Origin of the sequence: Actinoplanes sp. M2I2 (assembly GCF_023544445.1) — a bacterium.
In the GTDB taxonomy this organism is placed as follows: Bacteria; Actinomycetota; Actinomycetes; order Mycobacteriales; family Micromonosporaceae; genus Actinoplanes.
This window is the reverse complement of sequence record NZ_JALPVJ010000001.1, coordinates 258,529-279,357: the sequence shown is the minus strand read 5'-3', so window position 1 is coordinate 279,357 and position 20,829 is coordinate 258,529. Positions and strand designations below refer to the sequence as shown.

Here is a 20,829-nt window from a genome sequence, read left to right as displayed (position 1 = left end):
GCCTGCGGCGCCCCGCTAGCCTTACCGTCGTGAGTTTTCCTCGGCGCGTGCGGGCGTACGCATATCAGGCGTTCTATCGCATGCCGGGCTCCCTGCGCCGGGCCGTCGTCATCCTGGTCGCTCCGAAGTATCTGGTGGGCGCGGTCGCCGTGATCCGCGACTCAGAGACCGGCAACCTGTTGCTGCTGCGGCAGCCGTCCAAGGGCGGTTGGAGCCTGCCCGCGGGCCTGCTGAAGCGCCGGGAGCCGGCTGCCGTCGGTGCGGCCCGCGAGCTCTTCGAGGAGACCGGCGTCCGCGTCTCCCCGGACGATCTGACACCCGGCGTGCCCAACGCGATCGTCCACCCCATCGGCGTGGTCGACACCGTCTGGTTCGGCACGGTCCCGGCGTCGCAGATCGAGCTGCACATCGACGGCGGCGAGATCGTCGACGTGGGCTGGTTCCCGGTGGACGCCCTCCCCCGCCTGACCGCCAACACGATCAAGCTCCTGTCCCGATACGACCTCGCCCCACAGCGAGCCACCACTCCCGACGACGCAGCTCCCGGCGAAGCAGCCCCCGGCGAAGCAGCCCCCGGCGAAGCAGCCCCCGGCGAAGCAGCCCCCGGCGAAGCAGCCCCCGGCGAAGCAGCCCCCGGCGAAGCAGCCCCCGGCGAAGCAGCCCCCGGCCCGGCCGAGGGTGCGGCCGGCGCCGGGGAGAATCGGCCGTGAGCGCCGTCGCCGGAGTGATCCTCGCCGCCGGTGAGGGTCGCCGGCTGCGCCCGCTCACCGAGCTGGTGCCCAAGGCCCTCTGCCCGGTCGGCAACGTGGCCCTGCTCGACCGCGCGCTCACCCGGCTGGCCGGCCTGGGCCTCGCCGGGCCCGGTTCGGTGGCGGTCAACGCCGCCTATCTGGCCGACCAGGTGGTGCGGCACGTCGGCGACCGCGCTCATCTCTCCGTGGAGCCCGACGGTCCGGTCGGCACCTCGGGCGGTATCGGACGCCTCCGGTCCTGGATCGACGGCCGCGGCGCCCTGGTCGGCAACGCCGACGCCTACCTCGCCGACCCCACCCGGGAGCCCGGCAAGGACATCGCCGCGATGCTCGACGGCTGGGACGGCGAGACGGTCCGCATGCTCACCAAGCCGACCCTTCCCGGCACGACGGGCGGCTTCAGCGGTCGCCGTTTCACCGGCTTCTCGCTGCTGCCCTGGCGCTACGTGCGTGACCTCTCCGAGGAGCAGAGCGATCTCGTACGTACGGTGTGGCGCCCGGCCGAGGCCGAGGGATCACTGGAGCTGATCGACTTCGACGGCGTCTACATCGACACGGGAACTCCCGCCGACTATCTGCTGGCCAACCTGCAGGCCACCCGCGGCGGTTCCCTCGTCGACCCCACAGCCACCGTCACCGGCACCGTCACCAACTCGGTGGTCGGCCGCGCGGCCCAGGTCGAAGGCTCGGTCCACCGGAGCGTCGTCTGGCCGGACGCCCAGGTCCTCGCCACCGAGTCGCTGACCAGCTCGATCCGAGCCCCCGGCAACCTCACCGTGCACGTCTGACCGCATACGGGGAACGAGGCTCGTCTCGAACTGGTCGTGCGCCGCGAAGACCAGCAACGCCGCGGCCGTAGTCACCGCCGGTCGGATCCTCGCGCCGCGCCTGCACCGGACGCTAGTCAGGCGTCCCGTCGCGCTCGGCTTTGCGGGCGAGGCGCTCGGCCTGCCCGTCGTGCACGTCGCTCACCCACTCCCAGCCGGGCTCGGCCGACGCGCCGATCCGTGGGTCGTCCGGACCCGAACCGGCCCGCAGGGCGAGCACGTACGCCCTGTCCCGCTCGATCCGGGCGCGTACCTGATCGGCCCGGCCGACCGACCCGTGACCGGGGACGACGACCTGGGCGTGGCCGGCCACGGTTTCCAGCAGCCGCAACGCCGCGAGATAGTCCCCGACCGGATCGTCGGTGCCGTTCAGATCCAGCATCGGGACCAGCACATCGGAAAGCATGTCGCCGGCGACGAGAACTCCCCGCTCCTCGAGAAACAGCGCCGCATGGCCCGGAGCGTGCGCCCGATGCTCGATGATCCGCACTTCAGGACCGTCCCACGGGATCCGGGTGGCTCCGGCGGGCAGCGCGGTGACGAGGCCGTACAGATCGAGCGGAACCTTGTCGGCGATGCCCGTCCCGTCCAGGTGGTCGATGATGTGAGACTTGGCGTCCGGGTCGGCCAGCTCCACCTCGACCGTGGCCGCGCACCCAGCCGTGGCGTACCGGGGAGCCCCGCCGAATCGGGCGTCCCACAGCAGGTGGTCCCAGTGCGGATGCGTGGAGAAGCCGGCCACGACGGTCCGGCCCGAGGCGGACAGATCGTCTGCGAGGCAGGCCAGTTCGTGATCCTGTACGCCGGGATCGATCAGCAACACGCCGGCCCGGCCGTGCACGACAACGGCGTTGCTCAGGACGAACTCGCTCTGATGAACCAGCACACCCTCCGCCACCTGGTTCAGCACGGGCAGCCCCCTCCGCTTGTGATCTGCAACCGCTTGTCGGGACCGTAGTGGCGGCGATAGTAAAGTGCAAGCACTATGGCCGAACCGCAGGAGCCCCGCTCCGGGTGCCCGATCAACGCCGCCATCGAGGTGTTCGGCGATCGCTGGACGCTGCTCATCCTCCGCGACATCGTTTTCGGAGACCGCCGGTATTTCCGGGAGCTGCAGGCCACCTCGCTCGAGGGGATCGCCTCGAACATCCTCGCCGACCGGCTCAAGCGTCTCGTCGAGTCGGGACTGCTCACCCGCGAGGACGTACGCCCCGGTCAGCGGGCGCGCTACAGCCTGACCGAACCGGCGATTCAGCTCGTTCCCGTCTTCGCGCAGCTGGGCAGCTGGGGACTCCGCCACCGCCCGACGAGCGCCGCGCTCCGCGTACGCGCCGAGCTGCTCGAAGAGGGCGGCCCCGCACTCTGGCAGGAATTCATGGACGAACTGCGCCACACCCATCTTGGCACCGGCAACCCACCGCGGTCACCCAGCGTTCGCGAGCGCCTGACCGCGGCCTACCTCGCCGCCACCGATCCCTCGTAGCGGGCGGCGTCCCCGTCAGTCGGCGTCGGGGAGGCCGATGGCGAAGGCGTCCTCGAGGTCGTGCTTGGAATAGGCCCGGAAGGCGATGTGGGACTCCGTGTTGAGGACGCCCGGAGTCTTGGAGATCTTTCCGGCGATGACCTCGGCGATGTCGTCGAACTTCGGGACCCGGACGATCGCGATCAGGTCGACGTTGCCGGCGACCGAGTAGACCTCGCTCACGCCGTCGAGAGCCGCCAGGGCCTCCGCCACCTCGGGAATCGAGTCGGTGGCGCAGTCGATGTGCACGATCGCGGTGTTCACCTGCGGGCTCCTCGGCTGTACGGGCGGGCTGACCGGGCTGGATGGGTCGCGACCATGCTATCCGCAGCGCTGCGGCGGCGAACAACAAAGGGGCCCGCCGAAGCGGGCCCCTTTGCATCGCGTTGTCTTACTTCCGGCCGGAGGTGATCTCCTCGCGGCTGTCACCGCTGATCGGAGGCATGCCGGGCGAGACCGGAGCCTCGGACGGCTTCTCGACCGGGTAGAAGAAGCCCTTGACCGCCGGCGCCAGGGCCCCGACGCGGTTCATCTTCTTCGGAACGACCCAGCCGCCGTACTCCAGCGGGATCGGGTGGCCGTGGTCGTCGACCGGGCCGAGCGGCTGGTGGACCTCGACGAACTGCCCGTTCGGCAGGCGCCGGATGATGCCCGTCTCGACGCCGTGCGCCAGCACCTCGCGGTCGTGCTGCTGGAGACCCAGGCAGACGCGGACCGCGATGAAGTACGCCAGCGGCGGCAGGACGATCAGGCCGATGCGGCCGGCCCAGGTCATCGCGTTCAGGCTGATGTGGAACTTGTCGGCGATGACGTCGTTGGCGCCGGAGATCGTGGCGACCATGAAGAACGTGACGGCCATCGAGCCGATGCCGACGCGCTCCGGGTTGTCGCGCGGGCGCTCCAGCAGGTTGTGGATGCGCTTGTCGCCGGTCTTGCGGGCCTCGAGCCAGGGCCACGCCATCGGCGCCGTGGTCAGGAAGCCGAGGCCGACGACGGCCGGCCAGAACAGCGGCGGGATGCTGTAGTCGCCGATGTAGATCTGCCAGTTCGGCGTGAGCCGGACCAGGCCGTCCATGAACATGACGTACCAGTCGGGCTGCGACGCCGACGACACCTCAGAGGCGCGGTACGGGCCGAACAGCCAGATCGGGTTGATCTGGAACAGACCGGCCAGCAGTGCCACCGTGCCGAAGACGGCCATGAAGAAGCCGCCCTGCTTGAGCGCGTACCGCGGGAACATGCGCTCGCCGACGACGTTGGTGTTCGTGCGCATCGGGCCGGGCCACTGGGTGTGCTTCTGCTTGAAGACCAGACCCAGGTGGACGCTGATCAGCGCGAGCAGGCCACCGGGGATGAGCAGCACGTGGGCGATGTAGAACCGGCCCATGATCAGGTGGCCGGGGAACTCGCCGCCGAAGATCGAGGCCGAGACCCAGGTGCCGACCACCGGGATCGACAGCATGATCGCCGAGGCGATGCGCAGACCCGTGCCGGACAGGCCGTCGTCGGGAAGCGAGTAGCCCGTGAAGCCGGCCAGGAAGCCCAGCAGGAACAGAGCCATGCCGATGACCCAGTTGGTCTCACGCGGCTTGCGGTAGGCGCCGGTGAAGAAGACGCGCATCATGTGCACGACGATCGACGCCATGAACAGCAGCGCGGCCCAGTGGTGCATCTGGCGCATGAACAGACCACCGCGCACCTCGAAGGAGAGGTGGAGCGACGACGCGTACGCCTGGGACATCTCCGTGCCGCGCAGGGCCGGGTAGGCCCCCTCGTACGCGGTCTCCGTCATCGACGGGTCGTAGAACAGGGTCAGGAAGACACCGGTCAGCAGCAGGATGATGAACGAGAAAAGCGCGATCTCACCCAGCAGGAACGACCAGTGATCAGGGAAAACCTTGTTGAGCAGTGCCCGCAGGGGCGTGGAGGCCTGGAACCGCTCGTCTACGCCCTTGGCGAAGGTGACCGGCGCCTGTTGGAGGTCTGCTTTCCGGCGCTTCACGGCCGCTCCCAGAAGTCAGGTCCGACGGTGTCCTTGAAGTCGGACGTTGCCACGAAGTAGCCCTCCTCGTCGACCCCGAGCGGCAGCATCGGCAGGCGCCTGGTGGCGGGTCCGAAAATCGGCTGCGCGTTCCGGGTGATCAGGAACTGCGACTGGTGGCAGGGGCACAGCAGACGGTTGGTCTGCTGTTCGTAAAGACTAGCCGGGCAACCGGCGTGGGTGCAGATCTTGGAGTACGCGACATAGTCGCCCCACATCGAGCCGCGGTTGCGACGATCCGCCTCGGCGTTGCGGCGGGTCTCCTCCGCGTCGTCGGACCGCAGGTGGATCAGCAGGGTCGGCGAGTCGGCGTACTCGTTGGTCGCACCGTGCGGCACGCCCGGGAAGACCGTCATCTGGCCGCCCGTGCTGACGTCCTCGGGCCGGATCGGCGTGCCGTCGTCCCGGGTCAGCCGCACGACGCTGCCGCCGTTCTTGACCGGGCTGAAGCCGGTCGTGAACAGGTCGGGCTGGTCGGCCTTGTGCGGGTTCTCGATCAGGCCACCGATCAGCGGCGCCGCGGCGACCAGGCCGATCGGGGCCAGACCGAAGCCGATCGCGCCCTTGAGCAGCGGCCGGCGCTGGACGCCCTGGCCGAGCTCCTCACCGACGAAGACCATCGTCTGACCGGTGATCTTCTGCTCGTCGGTCGGCGGCATGCCGTCGTGCCGGGCCTGGATCGACACCTCGTGCGGCAGCAGCTTCTTGGCCCAGGACAGGATCGCGAAGCCGACCGCGAACAGCGAGATGGCGAGCGTGATGCCCAGCAGCGGGGTGAAGTAGTCGCCCATCGTGTGGCCGAGCTGGAACCGCCACGGCCACCAGATGTAGAAACCGAGGAAGGCCAGCGCGGCCAGGCCGGCCAGGATGAACAGGAAGGAGATGTTGCGCACGACGCGCTTCTCGGCCTTCGAGTTCGTTCCTTGGAACTGCGACTCGTAGGTGACCAGCTCGATCTCGTCGCGGCGCAGGCCCTCCTTGACGATGTCGAAGCGGGTCAGCCTCGGGTCGTGGACGTCGACCGGCTCGGGAGCGTCGGGCGCGTCGTGGTGCAGCGTGGTCATGACTTCCCCGCAATCCACAGCGACGTGAAGACCAGGATGGTGACGCCCACGACGAAGATCGCGACGCCCTCGGTCGACGGACCGTAGCGACCCAGGTTGAACAGGCCGCCCGGGTCCTTGTCGTCCTGCAGCTGCAGGGTGATGTAGGTGATGATCTCGCGCTTCTCTTCCGGCGTGAGCTGGTTGTCACCGAACACCGGCATGTTCTGCGGGCCGGACAGCATCGCCGCGTAGATCTCTTCCGGCGTGGCGTCGTGCAGGGCCGGGGCGTACTTGCCGGAGGACAGCGCGCCACCGGCGCCGCCGAAGCTGTGGCACGAGGTGCAGTTGATCCGGAACAGCTCACCGCCGCGGGCGACCGCCTCGGGGTTGTCGTCCAGGTTCTCGACCAGCTCGCCGGCCGGCAGCTGCGGGCCGCCGCCCAGCTCCTGGATGTACTGACCCAGCTGCTTGGTCTGGTTCTTGTCGAACTGCGGCACCTTCTGCTCGGCCTGGGCCTCCTGGCGGGTCATCGGCATGCGGCCGGTGCCCACCTGGAACTCCACCGACGCCGAGCCGACGCCGATCAGGCTCGGGCCGCGGTTCTCGACGCCCTGGCCGTCGCGCCCGTGGCAGGTGATGCAGCTGTTGTCGTACAGCTGCTTGCCCTCGAGAGCCGTGGCGGACAACTGCCGCGGCTCGTCGGCGAACGCCCCCGGGGCGAAAGCGGTATAGACGCCGCCGGCCAGCGCGAGCGCGGCGAGCATGCGCGCCGCCGCACCGAGACGCCGGCGCGCCCGGCTGGGCGCGCCGCGCCGCCGGGAGAACACCCGGAACCGCCGGGCGGGGCTCTCAGAAGTCATGGGTTGTGTCCCTCTGCGTTTTGACCAGTTGCTCATGGACGGGCGGGGCCGCTACTGCAGCCAATAGATCATGGCGAACAGCGCGATCCACACGATGTCCACGAAGTGCCAGTAGTACGACACGACGATCGCCGAGGTGGCCTGCGCCGGGGTGAACCTACCCATGGTCGTACGGATCATGTAGATGATGAAGGCGATCAGACCGCCGGTGACGTGCAGGCCGTGGAAGCCGGTGGTCAGGTAGAACATCGAGCCGTAACCGTCGCCGTTGAGCTTGATGCCCTCGTGGACCAGGTTGCGGTACTCGTTCGCCTGCCCGAGAACGAAGATCAGGCCCATCACGAAGGTGATCGTGAACCAGCGCCGCAGCGCGAACACATCACCCTTCTCCGCCGCGAACACGCCGAGCTGGCAGGTCACCGAGGAGAGCACCAGGATCACCGTGAACGTCGTCGCGTACGGGATCTCGAGATGTCGGGTGTGCTCCTCCCACTGCTCGGGCGCCGCCGCGCGGATCGAGAAGTACATCGCGAACAACGCCGCGAAGAACATGAGCTCGCTGGAGAGCCACACGATCGTGCCGACGCTCACCATGTTGGGTCGCGTCAGCGAGTGGATCCTGCTCTTGTCGATGGCTGAGGCCGCTGTCACGAGGCTCATTATTGCCCCGCGATCAGTGCAACGTGCTGCGGGGGGTCGAATTCAGGCACGAGTTGCAGCCCGGAATTATCGGCCGGCACCGGATGGGCCTAGCCTCGAGTGGTGCACCTCGCCGAAATGCCCGCACTCGCAGCCTCCAGCGGGGATACTGTTCTCCCACCGTTCACCCCGGGCGCCATCTTCACCGAGATCCACCTGGGCAGCCTGGTCGCCCTGTTCCTGGTGGTCGCGGCCGCGCTCTACGGCTACGGCGTCCACCGGCTCCGCCAGCGCGGTGACCAGTGGCCGGTGGGGCGCACCGTGGCGTTCGTCGCCGGTGGACTCGGCTCGATCGCGGCCGTGACGGTCACGGGCATCGAGGCGTACGACACAACCCTGCTGTCCGTGCACATGGTGCAACACATGGTGCTGTCCATGGTGGGCCCGATCTTCCTCGCGCTCGGCGCGCCGGTCACCCTGGCCCTGCGTACGCTGCCCGCCTCACCCCGTCGCCGGGTGCTCGCCGTCCTGCACAGCCGGGTCGCCCGCGTCATCACGTTTCCGCTGGTCGCGTTTGGCATCTTCGTGGCCAACCCGTTCGTCCTGTACTTCACCGACCTCTACCGGCAGACACTGCTGCACTCGTGGCTGCACGAGTTCATCCACATCCACTTCATCGTGACCGGCTGCCTGTTCTTCTGGCCGCTGCTCGGGCTGGACCCGCTGCCCAACCGCTGGCCCTATCCCGGCCGCGCGCTGCTGATGGTGCTGTCGGTGCCGTTCCACACCGTGCTCGGCCTGACGATCATGCAGAGCACGACGCTGCTGGCCGGCGCCTACTACACCAGCCTCGGTCTGAGCTGGACCGACCCGAAGAGCGACCAGGTCATGGCGGGCGGCATCCTCTGGGCCGGCGGCGAGATCGTCAGCGTCACGATGCTCGGCATCCTCGTGGTGCAGTGGGTCCGCCAGTCCGAACGAGAAGCCCGCCGGATCGACCGCGCGCTGGACCGCCAGGAGGCCGAGGAGGCCGCCGAGCAGGCCCGTGGAGAGGCCGCCACGATCACGAACGGGGCTCCGGCCGACACCCGCGGACCGGGGTCGGACACCCCGTAGTCCGTTCCGTTACGATCGGCGGGCACCTACGACGTGAGCCGAGGCACAAAAATGAGCGACGCGCAGATCACTCAGTACACGGTCCTGCTCTACAGCGACGACCCCGCTGTGCGCGACCGGATCCGGCTCGCCATCGGCACGCGACCCGCCGCCGACCTCCAGGTCGAGTTCGCCGACGCCACCAACTGGCAGGACTGCCGCGATCTCCTCGACAAGTACGAGATCGATCTGATGGTGCTCGACGGCGAGGCCGCACCGGCCGGTGGCCTCGGCATCGCCCGGCAGACCAAGGACGAGTACGCCACTCCCCCGCCGGTGTGCGTCGTCCTCGCCCGGGCCGCCGACCGCTGGCTCGCGGCGTTCGCGCAGGTCGACCAGACCCTGATCATGCCGCTCGACCCGGTCACCACCGGGCAGACGGTCGCCGCGATGCTCCGGGCCCGCCGCAACGGCGCGATCCCGCTGGGCACCCTCGGCACGCTCGGCTGACTCCCACCGCCGCCCGGGTCCGGCCAGGCCGGACCCGCATCCCCCGGAGGCTCCCGCCATGGGCGCACGCACCTGGCCGAACCTGACGAGCGCGCTGCTGCGCGGCGAGGAACTCGGGACCGCCGACACCGCCTGGGCCATGGGCGAGATCATGGCCGGCAACGCGACCCCGGCCCAGATCGCCGGGTTCGCCATCGCGCTGCGCGCCAAGGGTGAGACGCCGGGCGAGCTGGCCGGCCTGGTCGAGGCCATGCTGGCCAACGCCGCCCCGGTCGAACTGCCCGAGAGCGTACGGACGACGGCCGTCGACGTCGTCGGCACCGGCGGCGACCGCGCCAACACTGTGAACATCTCCACGATGGCGGCGATCATCACAGCCGCCTCCGGTGTGACCGTGGTCAAACACGGCAACCGCTCGGCCTCGTCGACCACCGGCACAGCCGACCTGCTCGAACACTTCGGCATCCCGCTCGACCTGGGCCCCGAGGGTGTCGCGAGCACGGTGGCCACCGCCGGCATCGGCTTCTGCTTCGCCGCCCGATACCACCCCGGCATGCGGCACGCCGCGGTCACCCGCCGCGAGCTGGGCGTGCCCACCTTCTTCAACGTGCTGGGCCCGCTGACCAACCCGGCCCGTCCCACGGCGGCCGCGGTCGGCTGCTTCGACCAGCGCATGGCCCCCGTGATGGCCGCCGTGTTCGCCGGCCGCGGCGATTCGGTGCTGGTCATGCGGGGCGAGGACGGCCTCGACGAGTTCACCACCGCGGCGCCCACCCGGGTCTGGCAGGCCAAGGACGGCGACGTCACCGAGCACCTCATCGACTCGGTCGAGCTCGGGCTCCCCCGCAGCGAACCGGCCGCCCTGCGCGGCGGCGACGCGGCCTTCAACGCCGACGTGGCCCACCGCACGTTCGCCGGCGAGCCCGGCCCGGTGCGGGACGCCGTCGTGCTCAACGTGGCGGCCGCGCTGGCGGCGCAGGGTGGCTTTCCGGGCGACCTGAGAGACACGCTGCGGGCCGGAATAGCCCGGGCCCAGGAGACGATCGACTCCGGGGCCGCGACGGCTCAGCTGGCTCGCTGGGTGGAAGCGGCCCGCAAGGCCAAAGCCGCCGAATAAGGAACCTCACACCGGACACGCCGAGGCCAATACTCCCCAATGCCCGATATACGTGGCAGCGTCGGAATCAGTTTCGGGTCAATCCACCTTCCGGCGAAGAGAGGAGCCACCCGTGTCCGACCGCGAACCCCGCTGCGTCATCTGCGACGGCGACATGATGTTCGAGGTGCCGAACAGCACGGACGACCCCACCGAGGAACTCGTCTGCGCCCGCTGCGGCGCCGCCGAGGTCGTCACCCCGATCGTCGCCCATCTGTGGCTGGGCGCATCCACCCCACCCCGTCGGATAGCCCCTAAGCAGCGGCAGGCCGCTTGAGTTGGGGGTCGCGAGCCCGTACCGGGCCGTGGCGAGCTGAGCGGGCCGGCGACTGCTGTGGCTGAGCTGGGCCGAATTGGTCACCCGCTATGGCTGAGCTGGGCGGGAACCTGACTGTCGGCGGCTGAGCTGGGCGGGCCGGCAACTGCCGTGGCTGAGCCGGGCCGAATTGGTCACCCACTATGGCTGAGCTGAGCGGGAACCTGACTGTCGGCGGCTGAGCTGAGCGGGCCGGCAACTGCCGTGGCTGAGCCGGGCCGAATTGGTCACCCACTATGGCTGAGCTGAGCGGGAACCTGACTGTCGGCGGCTGAGCTGGGCGGGGACCTGACTGTCGGCGGCTGAGCTGGGCGGGGACCTGACTGTCGGTGGCTGGGCTGGGCGGGGACCTGACTGTCGGTGGCTGGGCTGGGCGGGGACCTGACTGTCGGTGGCTGGGCTTTGTGGGGACCTGACTGTCGGTGGCTGGGCTTTGTGGCTCGGTCGGCTGTACTTATGGCTCCGCTGCGCTCCGCGAGGGCGCTCGCCTTTTAGGTCAATGACTTGGGCTCGGTTTTCCAACGTCGCAAACCCCGCGACGTCGGAAAACCGAGCCCAAGTCATTGACGGCGAGCGCCCAGGCAGCTCAGGAGGAACGTGCGCACAGAGGAAAAGTGGGATGCCCGCGCAGTGGGTGCCGTGATCACCGCACCCCACCCGGGAGGGCCAGACCAACAGCCCACGGCCGCCACTCCGGCGCACGGCTCACAAGCGGCACACCTTCGCGTGGCCGTGAGGATCACGCAGAGCGCGCTCAACGCGTTGGACGTCGCGGGCCACGCCGCGCGTGTTGGTCTTCACGCGTTGGGCCTGTGTGCGCGGGTTGGTCTTGCTCCGTAGGCGACGTGAGCGCGGTCCCAGTGAGCTACCCGGGGCAGTCGCCGTCAATGAGTTGGGCCCGGTTTTCCGACGCCGTGCTCTTTGCGGCGTTGGAAAACCGGGCCCAACTCATTGACCTAAAAGGCGACTGCCCACGCGGAGCGCAGCGGAGCCATAAGCACAGCTCGGCTACAACCCGACCTAGTGCTCGGCCGGGTGGCGGGTGCCCGTGTAGTACTCGAAGATCATGGAGGAGGAGGAGACGACGACCAGGACCATGCCCAGCGTGACGAGCCACCACTGCCAGAAGACCAGGCCCAGGCCGGCGATCGTGGCCGACAGCGCGATCCCGAACGGCCAGTAGCTGCCCGGGCTGAAGAAGCCGATCTCGCCGGCGCCCTCGGCGATCTCGCCGTCCTCGCGGTCTTCGGGGCGCAGGTCGATGCGGCGGGCGACGAACCAGAAGAAGCCGCCGCACATCGAGCAGAGCAGGCCGGACAGGATCAGCGCGACCGTGCCGACCCACTCGACGTGGGTGCCGGTGCCCCGGGTGTAGAAGCCGTAGACGATGGCCGCGGCGAAGAGGAAGCCCGCCACGCCCGCGAAGATCTTGTATTCGGTGCGCACGCTGTCCCTACTTCCCGGCCGTCGCGTTGGCGCCCGCGCCGTTGGCGACCGCGTCCTGCTGGTTCCAGCTGTTCTTCTGGCGCCGCGTGTTGAACGGCTCGGTGGTGGTCGCGTAGGACGCGTCGCCGGTGAAGCCGATCGCCGCCATCGCCTCCTGGGTGGTGGCGCCACCCTCCTTGGCCGCGAGGAACTGGTCGAACCGCTGCGGCGCGACCGAGACCAGCTCGAAGTTCATGAAGGCGTGGTACGTGCCGCACAGCTCGGCGCATCGGCCGACGTAGCGGCCCTCCTTGTCGAGAGTGATCTCGAAGGTGTTGCGCACGTTGCCGGGGAAGACGTCCCGCTTGAAGAGGATCTCGGGCACCCAGAACGAGTGGATGACGTCCTTGCTCGTCTCCTCGAACCGGATCTTGCGACCGGTGGGGAGGACCAGGATCGGGATCACGTCGGAGGAGCCGACCGTGGAGGCGACCGTGTTGGCCTCGGGGCCGACGCCGTCGCGGTAGTTGAACTGCCAATTCCACTTGAACGCCACGACCTCGACGACCTGGTCGGGGTTCTTGGAGAGCTTGTCGACGTCGGTCTGCACGATCGCCGTGTAGTAGAAGAGCACCGCCACGATCAGCACCGGGGTGACCGTGTAGAGCACCTCCATCGGCATGTTGAACCGCGTCTGCACGGGCAGCTCGTCACCGCGCTTGCGGTACCGGATGATGCACCAGAAGATCAGGCCCCACACGAAGACGCCGACGATCAGCGCAGCGATCACCGAGGCGATCCACAGGTCGTACATCTTGTGGGCCTGCAGGGTGATGCCTTCGCCCGGCCACCCGAAGTGACCGAAGGCATCGCCGACGCCCTGCAGCGAACACCCCGAGAGCACCAGCAGCAGCGCCGACCCGGCGAGACCGAGCCCGGCACCCCGGACTGCCGCTCGCGGCCGTGCGGCCGAACCTTTTGCGCTCACCTGCTCTTGCCTCCTTAGCAGCGCCGCCTCCCGCCCGAAAAAGGACACGAGTGGCCAGGCGTTACCGACGGTCGCACATTACTCGACCAGGCCCTGTCCTACCTTTGCGGGGTCCGATCTTCAGCGGTGCCCGTATACCCGTCGACAACCGGACGATACCGTTCCCGGGGTGGAATACACGGGCGATCTCGCCGGTCCGGCATACCTCGATGCCGCGACGGCCGTTCCGCTTCATCCGGTGGCCCGCGAGGCGCTGCTGGCCGCGCTGACCGACGGCTGGGCCGACCCGGCCCGGCTGTATGCCGCGGGCCGGCGGGCGCAGCAGCTTTCCGACGCGGCCCGGGCCGCGTTCGCCGAGGCCCTGGGCGTACGGGTCGACGAGGTGTCCTTCTGGCCGTCGGGCACCGCGGCCGCGCAGGCGGCCGTGCTGGGCGCGCTGGCCGGCCGGGCCCGGCAGGGCGACACGCTGGTGCACTCGGCCATCGAGCATTCGGCGGTGCTGCACGCGGCCGCCCGCGGCAAGGCCGTCGAGGTGGGGGTCGACCGTCTGGGCCGGCTCGACCTCGACGCGTGGGACGCGGCGGTCTCGGCGCCCGGCGTGGCCGTGGCCTCGCTGATCAGCGCCAGCCACGAGGTGGGCACGGTGCAGCCGGTCGCGGCGGCGGCCGCCTACTGCGACGAGGCCGGTGTGCCGCTTTTCGTGGATGCCGCCCAGTCCGTGGGCCGGGTCGACGTACCGCCGGGCTGGTCGCTGCTGAGTGCCAGCGCGCACAAGTGGGGCGGTCCGCCGGGCGTGGGGGTGCTGGTGGTCCGCAAGGGTGTGCGCTGGATCTCACCGTACCCGCAAGATGATCTTTATCGCCCCGGGACGCCGGGCAGTGCCGACCTGCCGGCGGTGGTCGCGGCCGCGGCGAGCCTGCGGGCCGTGCGCCAGGAGGCCGCGACTGAGGCCGTACGTCTGAGTGCGCTGGTGGAGCGCATCCGGGCGCGCGTGGCGGCGACCGTGCCGGACGTCGAGGTGGTCGGCGACCCCGAGCAACGGCTACCGCACCTGGTGACGTTCTCGTGCCTCTATGTCGACGGGGAGGCACTGCTGCACGCCCTGGACCGGGCCGGCTTCGCGGTGTCGTCGGGCTCCTCGTGCACGGCGTCGACCTTGCGGCCCAGCCACGTCCTCGAAGCGATGGGCGTGCTCAGCCACGGCAACGTCCGGGTCTCGCTGCACAGTGGCACCACCGAGGCCGACGTGGAGCGGTTCCTGGCCGTGCTGCCCGGTCTCGTCGGCGACATCCGGCGGGAGGCGGGGATGTGATCGAGCTCGACTGCCGGGGCCAGAAGTGCCCGCTGCCCGTGATCAAACTCGCCCAGACCATCACGAAGTCCGAGGTCGGCGACGTGGTGCGGGTCCTCGCCGACGATCCGGCCGCGGCCAACGACATCCCGGCATGGTGCCGGATGAAGCACCAGGAGTTCGTGGGCTCCCCCGAGCCGCACACGTTCGACGTGCGCCGGCTCAGCTGAGTCAGGGGCTCAGGTAGTCGACGACCGGGCCGACCGGCTCGCGGGCCAGAAAGGTGTCGACGACCAGGCGCGGGCCCAGGTACGGCTCGTACTCGGCCTGGCGCTCCAGCACCCGGACCCAGTCGGGGACGCCCTCGTGGTCGCGGGCCTGGTAGCGCTTCTCGACCCGCCGGCGGTGCTCGGCGTCGTCACCGACCACCACCTCGACCACGCGCAACGGCACGCCGGCCCGCTCGGCCACGTCGACCCACAGCTGCCGGGCTGCCTTCACCGGGCTGACCGCGTCGATGATCACGTGGTGGCCGATGCCGAGCTGGACCTCGGCGAGCGCGGCCACCGCCCCGTACGCCGCGAAGCCCGGTCTCGGCTCGACCACCTCATAGCGCTGGAGCGCGAAGTCGACCGTGTCGACGGCGAGCACGCACGCGGGCAGCTCGGTGGCCACCCGCGCGGCGAGCGTGCTCTTACCGACACCGGGGAGCCCGGCGAAGACGGCCAGCACCATGGGTCCCCCGGTTCTTTCGGCCCTCGGTGAGAAAGTCAGGCGGGCAGGAACTGCTTGATCTCGGCCGCCGCGGCGTCGCCGTACGAGTCGGCGAAGCGCTTGGCGAAGTCCTCGCCGCGGACCTCGTACTCCTGGGCGCCGGCCGACTCGAGCACCAGCGCGGCGAGCAGCGAACCGACCTGTGCGGCCCGCTCGAGACCGAGGCCCCAGGAGATCGCGGCGAAGAAGCCGCCCCGGAAGCCGTCGCCCACCCCGGTCGGGTCCTGCGGGATGACGTCGCGCGCGACCGGCACGTGGATCCGCTCGATGCCGCGCCCGGTGATCTCCACGCCGTCCTTGCCGAGCGTGGTGACCCGGATCCGTACCTGGTCGAGGACCTGCTCGGAGGTGAGCCCGGCCTTGGTCTCGAGCAGCGAACGCTCGTACTCGTTGGTGAAGAGGTACTCGGCTCCGCTGATCAGGGTCAGCACGTCGCTGCCGTCCATGCGGGCGAGCTGCTGCGACGGGTCGGCCGCGAACTTGTAGCCCCGGGCCCGGCACTCCTGGGAGTGGCGCACCATGGCCGCCGGGTCGTTGGCGGCGATCAGCACCAGGTCGAGGCCGCCGGCCCGCTGGTCGACCGGGGTGAGCTCGATGTTGCGGGCCTCGGCCATCGCGCCGGCGTAGAACGAGGCGATCTGGTTGAGGTCGTCGTCGGTCGTGCAGACGAAGCGGGCCGTGTGCGCGACCTCGCTGACGTGCACCGAGTCGCAGTCGACGCCGTGCCGCTCGAGCCACGAGCGGTAGTCGGCGAAGTCGGCGCCGACCGCGCCCACCAGGATCGGACGCAGGCCGAGCTTGCCCATCCCGAACGCGATGTTGGGCGCCACGCCGCCGCGCCGGACCACCAGGTCGTCGACGAGGAACGAGAGAGACACCTTGTGCAGCTGGTCCGCGATGAGCTGGTCGGCGAACCGCCCGGGGAAGTGCATCAGGTGGTCGGTGGCGATCGAGCCGGTGACGGCGATCTTCATGAGGGCCCTCAGGGTCATTCGGGAACAGGGGGGCTTACGTACGCAGCCTACCGGCAAGTTACGCACAGCAGGCCGTCCCGTGAACGGGACGGCCTGCTGGTGGTTCTGCTGTGCCTGGTTCTGCTATGCCGCGGCGATCAGTGGAACGAGTCGCCACAGGCGCAGGAGTTCTGCGCGTTGGGGTTGTCGATCGTGAAGCCCTGGGCGTCGATCCGGTCGGCGAAGTCGATCGTGGCGCCGGCCAGGTAGGGCGAGCTCATGCGGTCGACGACGACCTCGACACCGCCGAAGTCGCTCACGACGTCACCGTCGAGCGAACGCTCGTCGAAGAAGAGCTGGTAGCGCAGGCCGGAGCAGCCACCGGGCTGCACGGCGATGCGCAGGCGCAGGTCGTCGCGCCCTTCCTGCTCGATCAGGGCCTTGACCTTAACCGCGGCGACGTCGGAGAGGATGATGCCGGACGGGGCGGTGGCCTCGACCGACTCGGTGTGCGCTTCAGTGGTCACTGTGTATCTCCCTGCGAGGTGCGGACATGATCTGCCGTACTGGCCAACGCTAGCCCTATTCCCGCCGATTCCCAATCGGGGTGGTTGACTTCACCGCCGGTCCGGGGTTCGGGCTTCGCGGTCCCGCCCGAATCAGGGGCGGCTCCACTGCTCACTGAGACGTTCGGCCAGCTCACGCAGCCCGCGGGCGGGCTCGCTCATCGCCGTGGCGGTGCTGCCGAAGTGCTCGGTGAGGGAATAAGTTTCTGTCACACCGGCCGCGGCGGCCTCACGATGACCCGTCTCGTTACGCCCGGCGAGCACGACGCAGGGCAGTCCGCGGTCCCGGGCCGCGTTCGCGATGCCGGCCACCACCTTGCCCCGCAGCGACTGATGGTCGAAAGATCCCTCTCCGGTGATCACCAGGTCGGCCGCGTCCAGTTCCTTCTCGAGCCCGATGGCCGTACTGACCAGCCCGATGCCCGACACGACCCGGCCGCCCAGGGCGATCAGCGCCGCGCCGATGCCACCCGCCGCGCCACCGCCCGGGGCCTGTCGGAGCTCGGTGACCCCGAAGGCCTTCTCCAGCACGCCGGCGAACTGCTCGAGCGCGGCGTCGAGGCGGTAGACGTCCTCGCGGCTGGCGCCCTTCTGCGGGCCGAAGACGTTGCTTGCGCCGTGCAGGCCGGTCAGCGGGTTGTCCACGTCCGTCGCGGCGATCAGGCTGACCTGCCTCAACCTGGGCGCTCCGCCGAGCGCGGCCGCGGCGTTCAGATAGGCGCCGCCATACGGCAGGGCGTAGCCGGCGATGTCGACCGGCGGGGCGCCGAGCGCGGCCAGCATGCCCGCTCCCGCGTCGTTGACCGCCGAGCCGCCCAGCCCGATCACGACCTCGGCCGCGCCCGCCTCGACCGCGGCCAGCAGCAGCAGTCCCAGCCCGTACGAGCTGGCCGCGTTGGGGTCGCGCTCCTCGGGGGCCAGCAGGTGCAGGCCGCAGGCGTGCGCGCTCTCCACGTACGCCGTGGCGCCGGCCAGCAGGATCTCGCCCTCGGCGGGCCGGCCGAGGGGGTCGACCGTGGCCACCGGTACGCGCCGGCCGCCGACCGCTCCGGCCAGCACCTCGATGAACCCGGGGCCGCCGTCGGAGAGCGGCCGCCGGATCAGCTCGTCGGGCCGCGACCAGCCGGCCACGACGGCCTCGGCGACCTCGGGGGCGGAGAGGGTTCCGGCGAACTTGTCAGGACAGATGAGCACGCGCACGCGTCGAGTGTCGCAGCTCCCGCCGGGCCGCCGCGCCCGCGTCCGGGACCGGCCGGGGCTGCGCTGGTTGTCACACCGATCGCCTTCCCGAGCTGTGCGACGATGGCTGACGTGACGTCGACCTGGACCGAACCCTCCAACACCGCCACCGCGCTGCTCCTGCTGGGCCGGGGCAGCGATCCTGCTTCCGAGCGCGGCGTGGACTGCCCCGGCGACCTGCCCGCCCCGAGCGACCCCGATCTGGTCGCGCGGGCGACCGCGGCCAAGGCTGCGCTGGGCGACCGGGTCTTCGTGCTCGGTCATCACTACCAGCGCGACGAGGTCATCCAGTTCGCCGACGTCACGGGCGACTCGTTCAAGCTCGCCCAGCAGGCCGCGGCCCGGCCCGACGCCGAGTTCATCGTGTTCTGCGGCGTGCACTTCATGGCCGAGAGCGCCGACATCCTCACCACGCCCTCGCAGCGGGTCATCCTGCCCGACCTGGCCGCCGGCTGCTCGATGGCCGACATGGCCGTGCTCGGCCAGGTGCAGACCGCGTGGGAGCACTTCGAGGACCTGGGCATCGCGGGCGACATCGTCCCGGTGACCTACATGAACTCGTCGGCCGACATCAAGGGCTTCGTGGGCCGCAACAAGGGCGTGGTCTGCACGTCGTCCAACGCCAAGCGCGCCCTGGACTGGTCGTTCGAGCAGGGCAGCAAGGTGTTCTTCCTGCCCGACCAGCACCTGGGCCGCAACACCGCGGTGCTCGAGATGGGCTTCTCGCTCGACGACTGCGTGCTCTGGGACCCGCACAAGCCGCAGGGCGGTCTGACCGACGAGCAGCTGCGCGACGCGAAGATGATCCTGTGGCGGGGCCACTGCTCGGTGCACGGCCGCTTCACGCTGGACAGCGTCAACGAGGTGCGCGAGCGGGTTCCCGGCGTCAACGTGCTGGTCCACCCGGAGTGCCGGCACGAGGTCGTGCAGGCCGCCGACCACGTGGGCTCCACCGAGTACATCATCCGGGCGCTGGACGCGGCCCCGGCCGGGTCGAGCTGGGCGGTCGGCACCGAGCTCAACCTCGTGCGCCGGATGGCCCTGGCCCACCCGGACAAGCAGATCATGTTCCTCGACCGGACGGTCTGCTACTGCTCGACGATGAACCGCATCGACCTGCCCCACCTGGTCTGGACGCTTGAGGAACTCGTCGCCGGCCGGGTGCCCAACGTCATCACGGTCGACAAGGAAACCGCGGCCGACGCGCGTGTCGGACTGGACCAGATGCTCGCCCTGCCGTAACGGTATGTAGTCGGTGGGGTCCGTTTCGGGTCCGTTTTTCTTTGTGCTGTCTTAACCGTGGGCTCTTGGGCGTTGTCCGACTGGCATCCTTGTCACTCAGCGCTATGCTCACCCGGTTGCAGAAACGGGGTACCCCCACCCGCCCCTGCTTCCCCTCGATCATTTGCGGGTGCTTTCCTGTGCGCCCACCGGCTGGAGGTTACGTTGACCGACGACGTCTTGGTCGTGCACGGCGGTACGCCGTTGCAAGGCCAGATCCGGGTCCGTGGCGCCAAGAACCTCGTTTCCAAGGCCATGGTGGCCGCCCTGCTGGGCGAGTCGCCGAGCCACCTGTACGACGTGCCGCGCATCCGCGACGTCGAGGTCGTCCGCGGCCTCCTCGGCCTGCACGGTGTCAAGGTCAGCGACGGGCTCGACGACGGCGAGATCGTCATGGACCCGACGAACGTCGAGAGCGCCACCACCGACGAGATCAACGTGCACGCCGGCTCCAGCCGGATCCCGATCCTGCTGTGCGGCCCGCTGCTGCACCGCCTCGGCCACGCGTTCATCCCGGACCTCGGCGGGTGCCACATCGGCCCGCGCCCGATCGACTTCCACATCCAGGCGCTGCGCGAGTTCGGCGCGGTCGTCGACAAGACGCCCGAGGGCATGCATCTGAGCGCGCCTCACGGCCTCAAGGGCGCCAAGCTCGAGCTGCCCTACCCGAGCGTCGGCGCCACCGAGCAGATCCTGCTCACCGCCGTCCGCGCCGAGGGCGTCACCGAACTGCGCAACGCGGCCATCGAGCCCGAGATCATGGATCTCATCTGCGTGCTGCAGAAGATGGGCGCGATCATCACGGTGCACACCGACCGGGTCATCGAGATCCAGGGCGTGCCCCGCCTGCACGGCTACAAGCACAAGCCGATCCCCGACCGCATCGAGGCCGCGAGCTGGGGCGCCGCCGCTCTCGCGACCAAGGGCGAGATCGAGGTGCTGGGCGCGCGCCAGGCCGACATGATGACGTTCCTCAACGTCTTCCGGTCGATCGGCGGCGAGTTCGAGATTACCGACGACCGGGTGGCCCGGCCGGGCGTCACCCCGGTCGAGGGCGGCATCAAGTTCTGGCACCCCGGTCACGAGCTGCAGGCCGTCGCGCTCGAGACCGACGTGCATCCCGGCTTCATGACCGACTGGCAGCAGCCCCTGGTCGTCGCGCTGACCCAGGCCCGCGGTCTGTCGATCATGCACGAGACCGTGTACGAGCAGCGGCTGGGCTACACCGAGGCGCTCAACCAGATGGGCGCCACCATCCAGGTCTACCGGGACTGCCTCGGTGGCACGCCGTGCCGGTTCGGCCGCCGCAACTTCAAGCACTCCGCGGTGATCGCCGGCCCGTCCAAGCTGCACGCGGCCGACCTGGTCATCCCCGACCTGCGGGCCGGCTTCGCCCACCTGATCGCGGCGCTGGCCGCCGAGGGCACGTCCCGGGTGTACGGGGTCGACCTGATCAACCGGGGCTACGAGGACTTCGAAGCGAAGCTGGCCGCGCTCGGCGCGCACGTCGAGCGGCGCTGACCGGCCGGACGGACTCCGTTTCATCAC

Annotated in this window: 22 protein-coding genes and 1 pseudogene; 11 read left to right on the top strand and 12 right to left on the bottom strand. The window is 69.8% G+C overall.

What is annotated here, in order from left to right:
• Nucleotides 1–80: 80 nt before the first annotated feature.
• Both HJC40_RS01405 and HJC40_RS01400 read left to right on the top strand, forming a co-directional pair.
• Nucleotides 81–512 (top strand): annotated as a pseudogene (locus HJC40_RS01405) (NUDIX hydrolase); the annotation flags it as partial.
• A gap of 194 nt (nt 513–706) precedes the next feature.
• Nucleotides 707–1,540 carry a sugar phosphate nucleotidyltransferase gene (locus HJC40_RS01400; RefSeq protein ID WP_249997757.1) on the top strand — a complete coding sequence of 278 codons (834 nt, stop codon included), beginning with the start codon at nt 707–709 and terminating at the stop codon, nt 1,538–1,540.
• 112 nt (nt 1,541–1,652) lie between these two features.
• Here HJC40_RS01400 and HJC40_RS01395 read toward each other — a convergent pair whose 3' ends face one another.
• Nucleotides 1,653–2,489, bottom strand: a complete 837-nt coding sequence (locus HJC40_RS01395) for an MBL fold metallo-hydrolase (protein ID WP_249997756.1) — start codon at nt 2,487–2,489, stop codon at nt 1,653–1,655.
• 75 nt (nt 2,490–2,564) lie between these two features.
• Here HJC40_RS01395 and HJC40_RS01390 point away from each other — a divergent pair, with 75 nt between their 5' ends.
• Entirely contained in the window at nt 2,565–3,062 is a 498-nt protein-coding gene (locus tag HJC40_RS01390) for a helix-turn-helix domain-containing protein (protein WP_249997755.1), read from the top strand.
• Nucleotides 3,063–3,077: 15 nt separating this feature from the next.
• On the opposite strand, the gene HJC40_RS01385 is transcribed toward HJC40_RS01390, so the two are convergent.
• The 5 genes from HJC40_RS01385 to HJC40_RS01365 form a co-directional block, all read right to left on the bottom strand.
• Nucleotides 3,078–3,365: an Lrp/AsnC family transcriptional regulator gene (locus HJC40_RS01385; RefSeq protein ID WP_203731288.1), complete on the bottom strand. Its 288-nt coding sequence runs from the start codon at nt 3,363–3,365 to the stop codon at nt 3,078–3,080.
• A gap of 127 nt (nt 3,366–3,492) precedes the next feature.
• Nucleotides 3,493–5,103 carry a cytochrome bc complex cytochrome b subunit gene (locus HJC40_RS01380; RefSeq protein ID WP_249997754.1) on the bottom strand — a complete coding sequence of 537 codons (1,611 nt, stop codon included), beginning with the start codon at nt 5,101–5,103 and terminating at the stop codon, nt 3,493–3,495.
• The gene (locus HJC40_RS01375) at nt 5,100–6,206 is read right to left on the bottom strand and encodes a ubiquinol-cytochrome c reductase iron-sulfur subunit (RefSeq protein WP_249997753.1); all 1,107 of its coding nucleotides are present in this window, start codon (nt 6,204–6,206) and stop codon (nt 5,100–5,102) included. The genes HJC40_RS01380 and HJC40_RS01375 overlap by 4 nt, the downstream gene beginning before the upstream one ends.
• Nucleotides 6,203–7,048 carry a cytochrome c gene (locus HJC40_RS01370; RefSeq protein WP_249997752.1) on the bottom strand — a complete coding sequence of 282 codons (846 nt, stop codon included), beginning with the start codon at nt 7,046–7,048 and terminating at the stop codon, nt 6,203–6,205. Before HJC40_RS01370 ends, HJC40_RS01375 begins: the two co-directional genes overlap by 4 nt.
• A 51-nt stretch (nt 7,049–7,099) precedes the next feature.
• Nucleotides 7,100–7,699, bottom strand: a complete 600-nt coding sequence (locus HJC40_RS01365) for a heme-copper oxidase subunit III (RefSeq protein ID WP_249997751.1) — start codon at nt 7,697–7,699, stop codon at nt 7,100–7,102.
• 126 nt (nt 7,700–7,825) lie between these two features.
• On the opposite strand from HJC40_RS01365, the gene HJC40_RS01360 reads away from it, so the two are divergent.
• From HJC40_RS01360 to HJC40_RS01345, 4 genes are all read left to right on the top strand, one after another.
• Complete coding sequence (locus HJC40_RS01360; RefSeq protein ID WP_249998202.1) at nt 7,826–8,803, top strand: cytochrome c oxidase assembly protein; 978 nt, start codon at nt 7,826–7,828, stop codon at nt 8,801–8,803.
• A gap of 51 nt (nt 8,804–8,854) precedes the next feature.
• The gene (locus HJC40_RS01355; protein WP_249997750.1) at nt 8,855–9,292 is read left to right on the top strand and encodes a hypothetical protein; all 438 of its coding nucleotides are present in this window, start codon (nt 8,855–8,857) and stop codon (nt 9,290–9,292) included.
• A gap of 58 nt (nt 9,293–9,350) precedes the next feature.
• Nucleotides 9,351–10,409: an anthranilate phosphoribosyltransferase gene (trpD, locus tag HJC40_RS01350; RefSeq protein WP_249997749.1), complete on the top strand. Its 1,059-nt coding sequence runs from the start codon at nt 9,351–9,353 to the stop codon at nt 10,407–10,409.
• A gap of 112 nt (nt 10,410–10,521) precedes the next feature.
• Nucleotides 10,522–10,725, top strand: coding sequence for a hypothetical protein (locus HJC40_RS01345; RefSeq protein WP_249997748.1), 204 nt, complete (start codon nt 10,522–10,524; stop codon nt 10,723–10,725).
• A 1,059-nt stretch (nt 10,726–11,784) separates the two neighbouring features.
• Here HJC40_RS01345 and HJC40_RS01340 read toward each other — a convergent pair.
• A complete protein-coding gene (locus tag HJC40_RS01340) occupies nt 11,785–12,210 on the bottom strand; it encodes a cytochrome c oxidase subunit 4 (RefSeq protein ID WP_249997747.1) in 426 nt (141 codons plus the stop codon).
• A 7-nt stretch (nt 12,211–12,217) separates the two neighbouring features.
• Entirely contained in the window at nt 12,218–13,177 is a 960-nt protein-coding gene (coxB, locus tag HJC40_RS01335) for a cytochrome c oxidase subunit II (protein ID WP_249997746.1), read from the bottom strand.
• Between the two features lie 169 nt (nt 13,178–13,346).
• On the opposite strand from coxB, the gene HJC40_RS01330 reads away from it, so the two are divergent.
• Together HJC40_RS01330 and HJC40_RS01325 are read left to right on the top strand one after the other, a co-directional pair.
• Nucleotides 13,347–14,489, top strand: a complete 1,143-nt coding sequence (locus HJC40_RS01330) for an aminotransferase class V-fold PLP-dependent enzyme (RefSeq protein WP_249997745.1) — start codon at nt 13,347–13,349, stop codon at nt 14,487–14,489.
• The gene (locus tag HJC40_RS01325) at nt 14,486–14,698 is read left to right on the top strand and encodes a sulfurtransferase TusA family protein (RefSeq protein ID WP_249997744.1); all 213 of its coding nucleotides are present in this window, start codon (nt 14,486–14,488) and stop codon (nt 14,696–14,698) included. Before HJC40_RS01330 ends, HJC40_RS01325 begins: the two co-directional genes overlap by 4 nt.
• A 1-nt stretch (nt 14,699) precedes the next feature.
• Here the strand turns inward: HJC40_RS01325 and HJC40_RS01320 are convergent, their stop codons facing one another.
• The 4 genes from HJC40_RS01320 to HJC40_RS01305 form a co-directional block, all read right to left on the bottom strand.
• Nucleotides 14,700–15,203, bottom strand: a complete 504-nt coding sequence (locus HJC40_RS01320; RefSeq protein ID WP_249997743.1) for an AAA family ATPase — start codon at nt 15,201–15,203, stop codon at nt 14,700–14,702.
• Nucleotides 15,204–15,238: 35 nt separating this feature from the next.
• Nucleotides 15,239–16,216, bottom strand: coding sequence for a carbohydrate kinase family protein (locus HJC40_RS01315; protein ID WP_249997742.1), 978 nt, complete (start codon nt 16,214–16,216; stop codon nt 15,239–15,241).
• 137 nt (nt 16,217–16,353) lie between these two features.
• Entirely contained in the window at nt 16,354–16,722 is a 369-nt protein-coding gene (locus tag HJC40_RS01310) for an iron-sulfur cluster assembly accessory protein (RefSeq protein ID WP_249997741.1), read from the bottom strand.
• Between the two features lie 132 nt (nt 16,723–16,854).
• Nucleotides 16,855–17,961 (bottom strand): glycerate kinase, encoded by a 1,107-nt coding sequence (locus HJC40_RS01305; protein ID WP_249997740.1) that lies wholly within the window; start codon nt 17,959–17,961, stop codon nt 16,855–16,857.
• Nucleotides 17,962–18,063: 102 nt separating this feature from the next.
• On the opposite strand from HJC40_RS01305, the gene nadA reads away from it, so the two are divergent.
• Together nadA and murA are read left to right on the top strand one after the other, a co-directional pair.
• Nucleotides 18,064–19,242: a quinolinate synthase NadA gene (gene nadA, locus HJC40_RS01300; RefSeq protein WP_249997739.1), complete on the top strand. Its 1,179-nt coding sequence runs from the start codon at nt 18,064–18,066 to the stop codon at nt 19,240–19,242.
• A 204-nt stretch (nt 19,243–19,446) separates the two neighbouring features.
• On the top strand, nt 19,447–20,802 hold the full coding sequence (gene murA / locus HJC40_RS01295) for a UDP-N-acetylglucosamine 1-carboxyvinyltransferase (RefSeq protein ID WP_308200816.1): 1,356 nt from the start codon (nt 19,447–19,449) through the stop codon (nt 20,800–20,802).
• Nucleotides 20,803–20,829 lie beyond the last annotated feature (27 nt).

What these genes read in the sequence shown, in the direction of transcription:
- HJC40_RS01370 (WP_249997752.1), bottom strand. Translation starts at nt 7,048, where the DNA reads ATGACTTCTGAGAGCCCCGCCCGGCGGTTCCGGGTGTTCTCCCGGCGG.
- HJC40_RS01360 (WP_249998202.1), top strand. Translation starts at nt 7,826, where the DNA reads ATGCCCGCACTCGCAGCCTCCAGCGGGGATACTGTTCTCCCACCGTTC.
- trpD (WP_249997749.1), top strand. Translation starts at nt 9,351, where the DNA reads ATGGGCGCACGCACCTGGCCGAACCTGACGAGCGCGCTGCTGCGCGGC.
- HJC40_RS01315 (WP_249997742.1), bottom strand. Translation starts at nt 16,216, where the DNA reads ATGAAGATCGCCGTCACCGGCTCGATCGCCACCGACCACCTGATGCAC.
- HJC40_RS01320 (WP_249997743.1), bottom strand. Translation starts at nt 15,203, where the DNA reads ATGGTGCTGGCCGTCTTCGCCGGGCTCCCCGGTGTCGGTAAGAGCACG.
- nadA (WP_249997739.1), top strand. Translation starts at nt 18,064, where the DNA reads ATGGCTGACGTGACGTCGACCTGGACCGAACCCTCCAACACCGCCACC.
- HJC40_RS01375 (WP_249997753.1), bottom strand. Translation starts at nt 6,206, where the DNA reads ATGACCACGCTGCACCACGACGCGCCCGACGCTCCCGAGCCGGTCGAC.
- HJC40_RS01355 (WP_249997750.1), top strand. Translation starts at nt 8,855, where the DNA reads ATGAGCGACGCGCAGATCACTCAGTACACGGTCCTGCTCTACAGCGAC.
- HJC40_RS01390 (WP_249997755.1), top strand. Translation starts at nt 2,565, where the DNA reads ATGGCCGAACCGCAGGAGCCCCGCTCCGGGTGCCCGATCAACGCCGCC.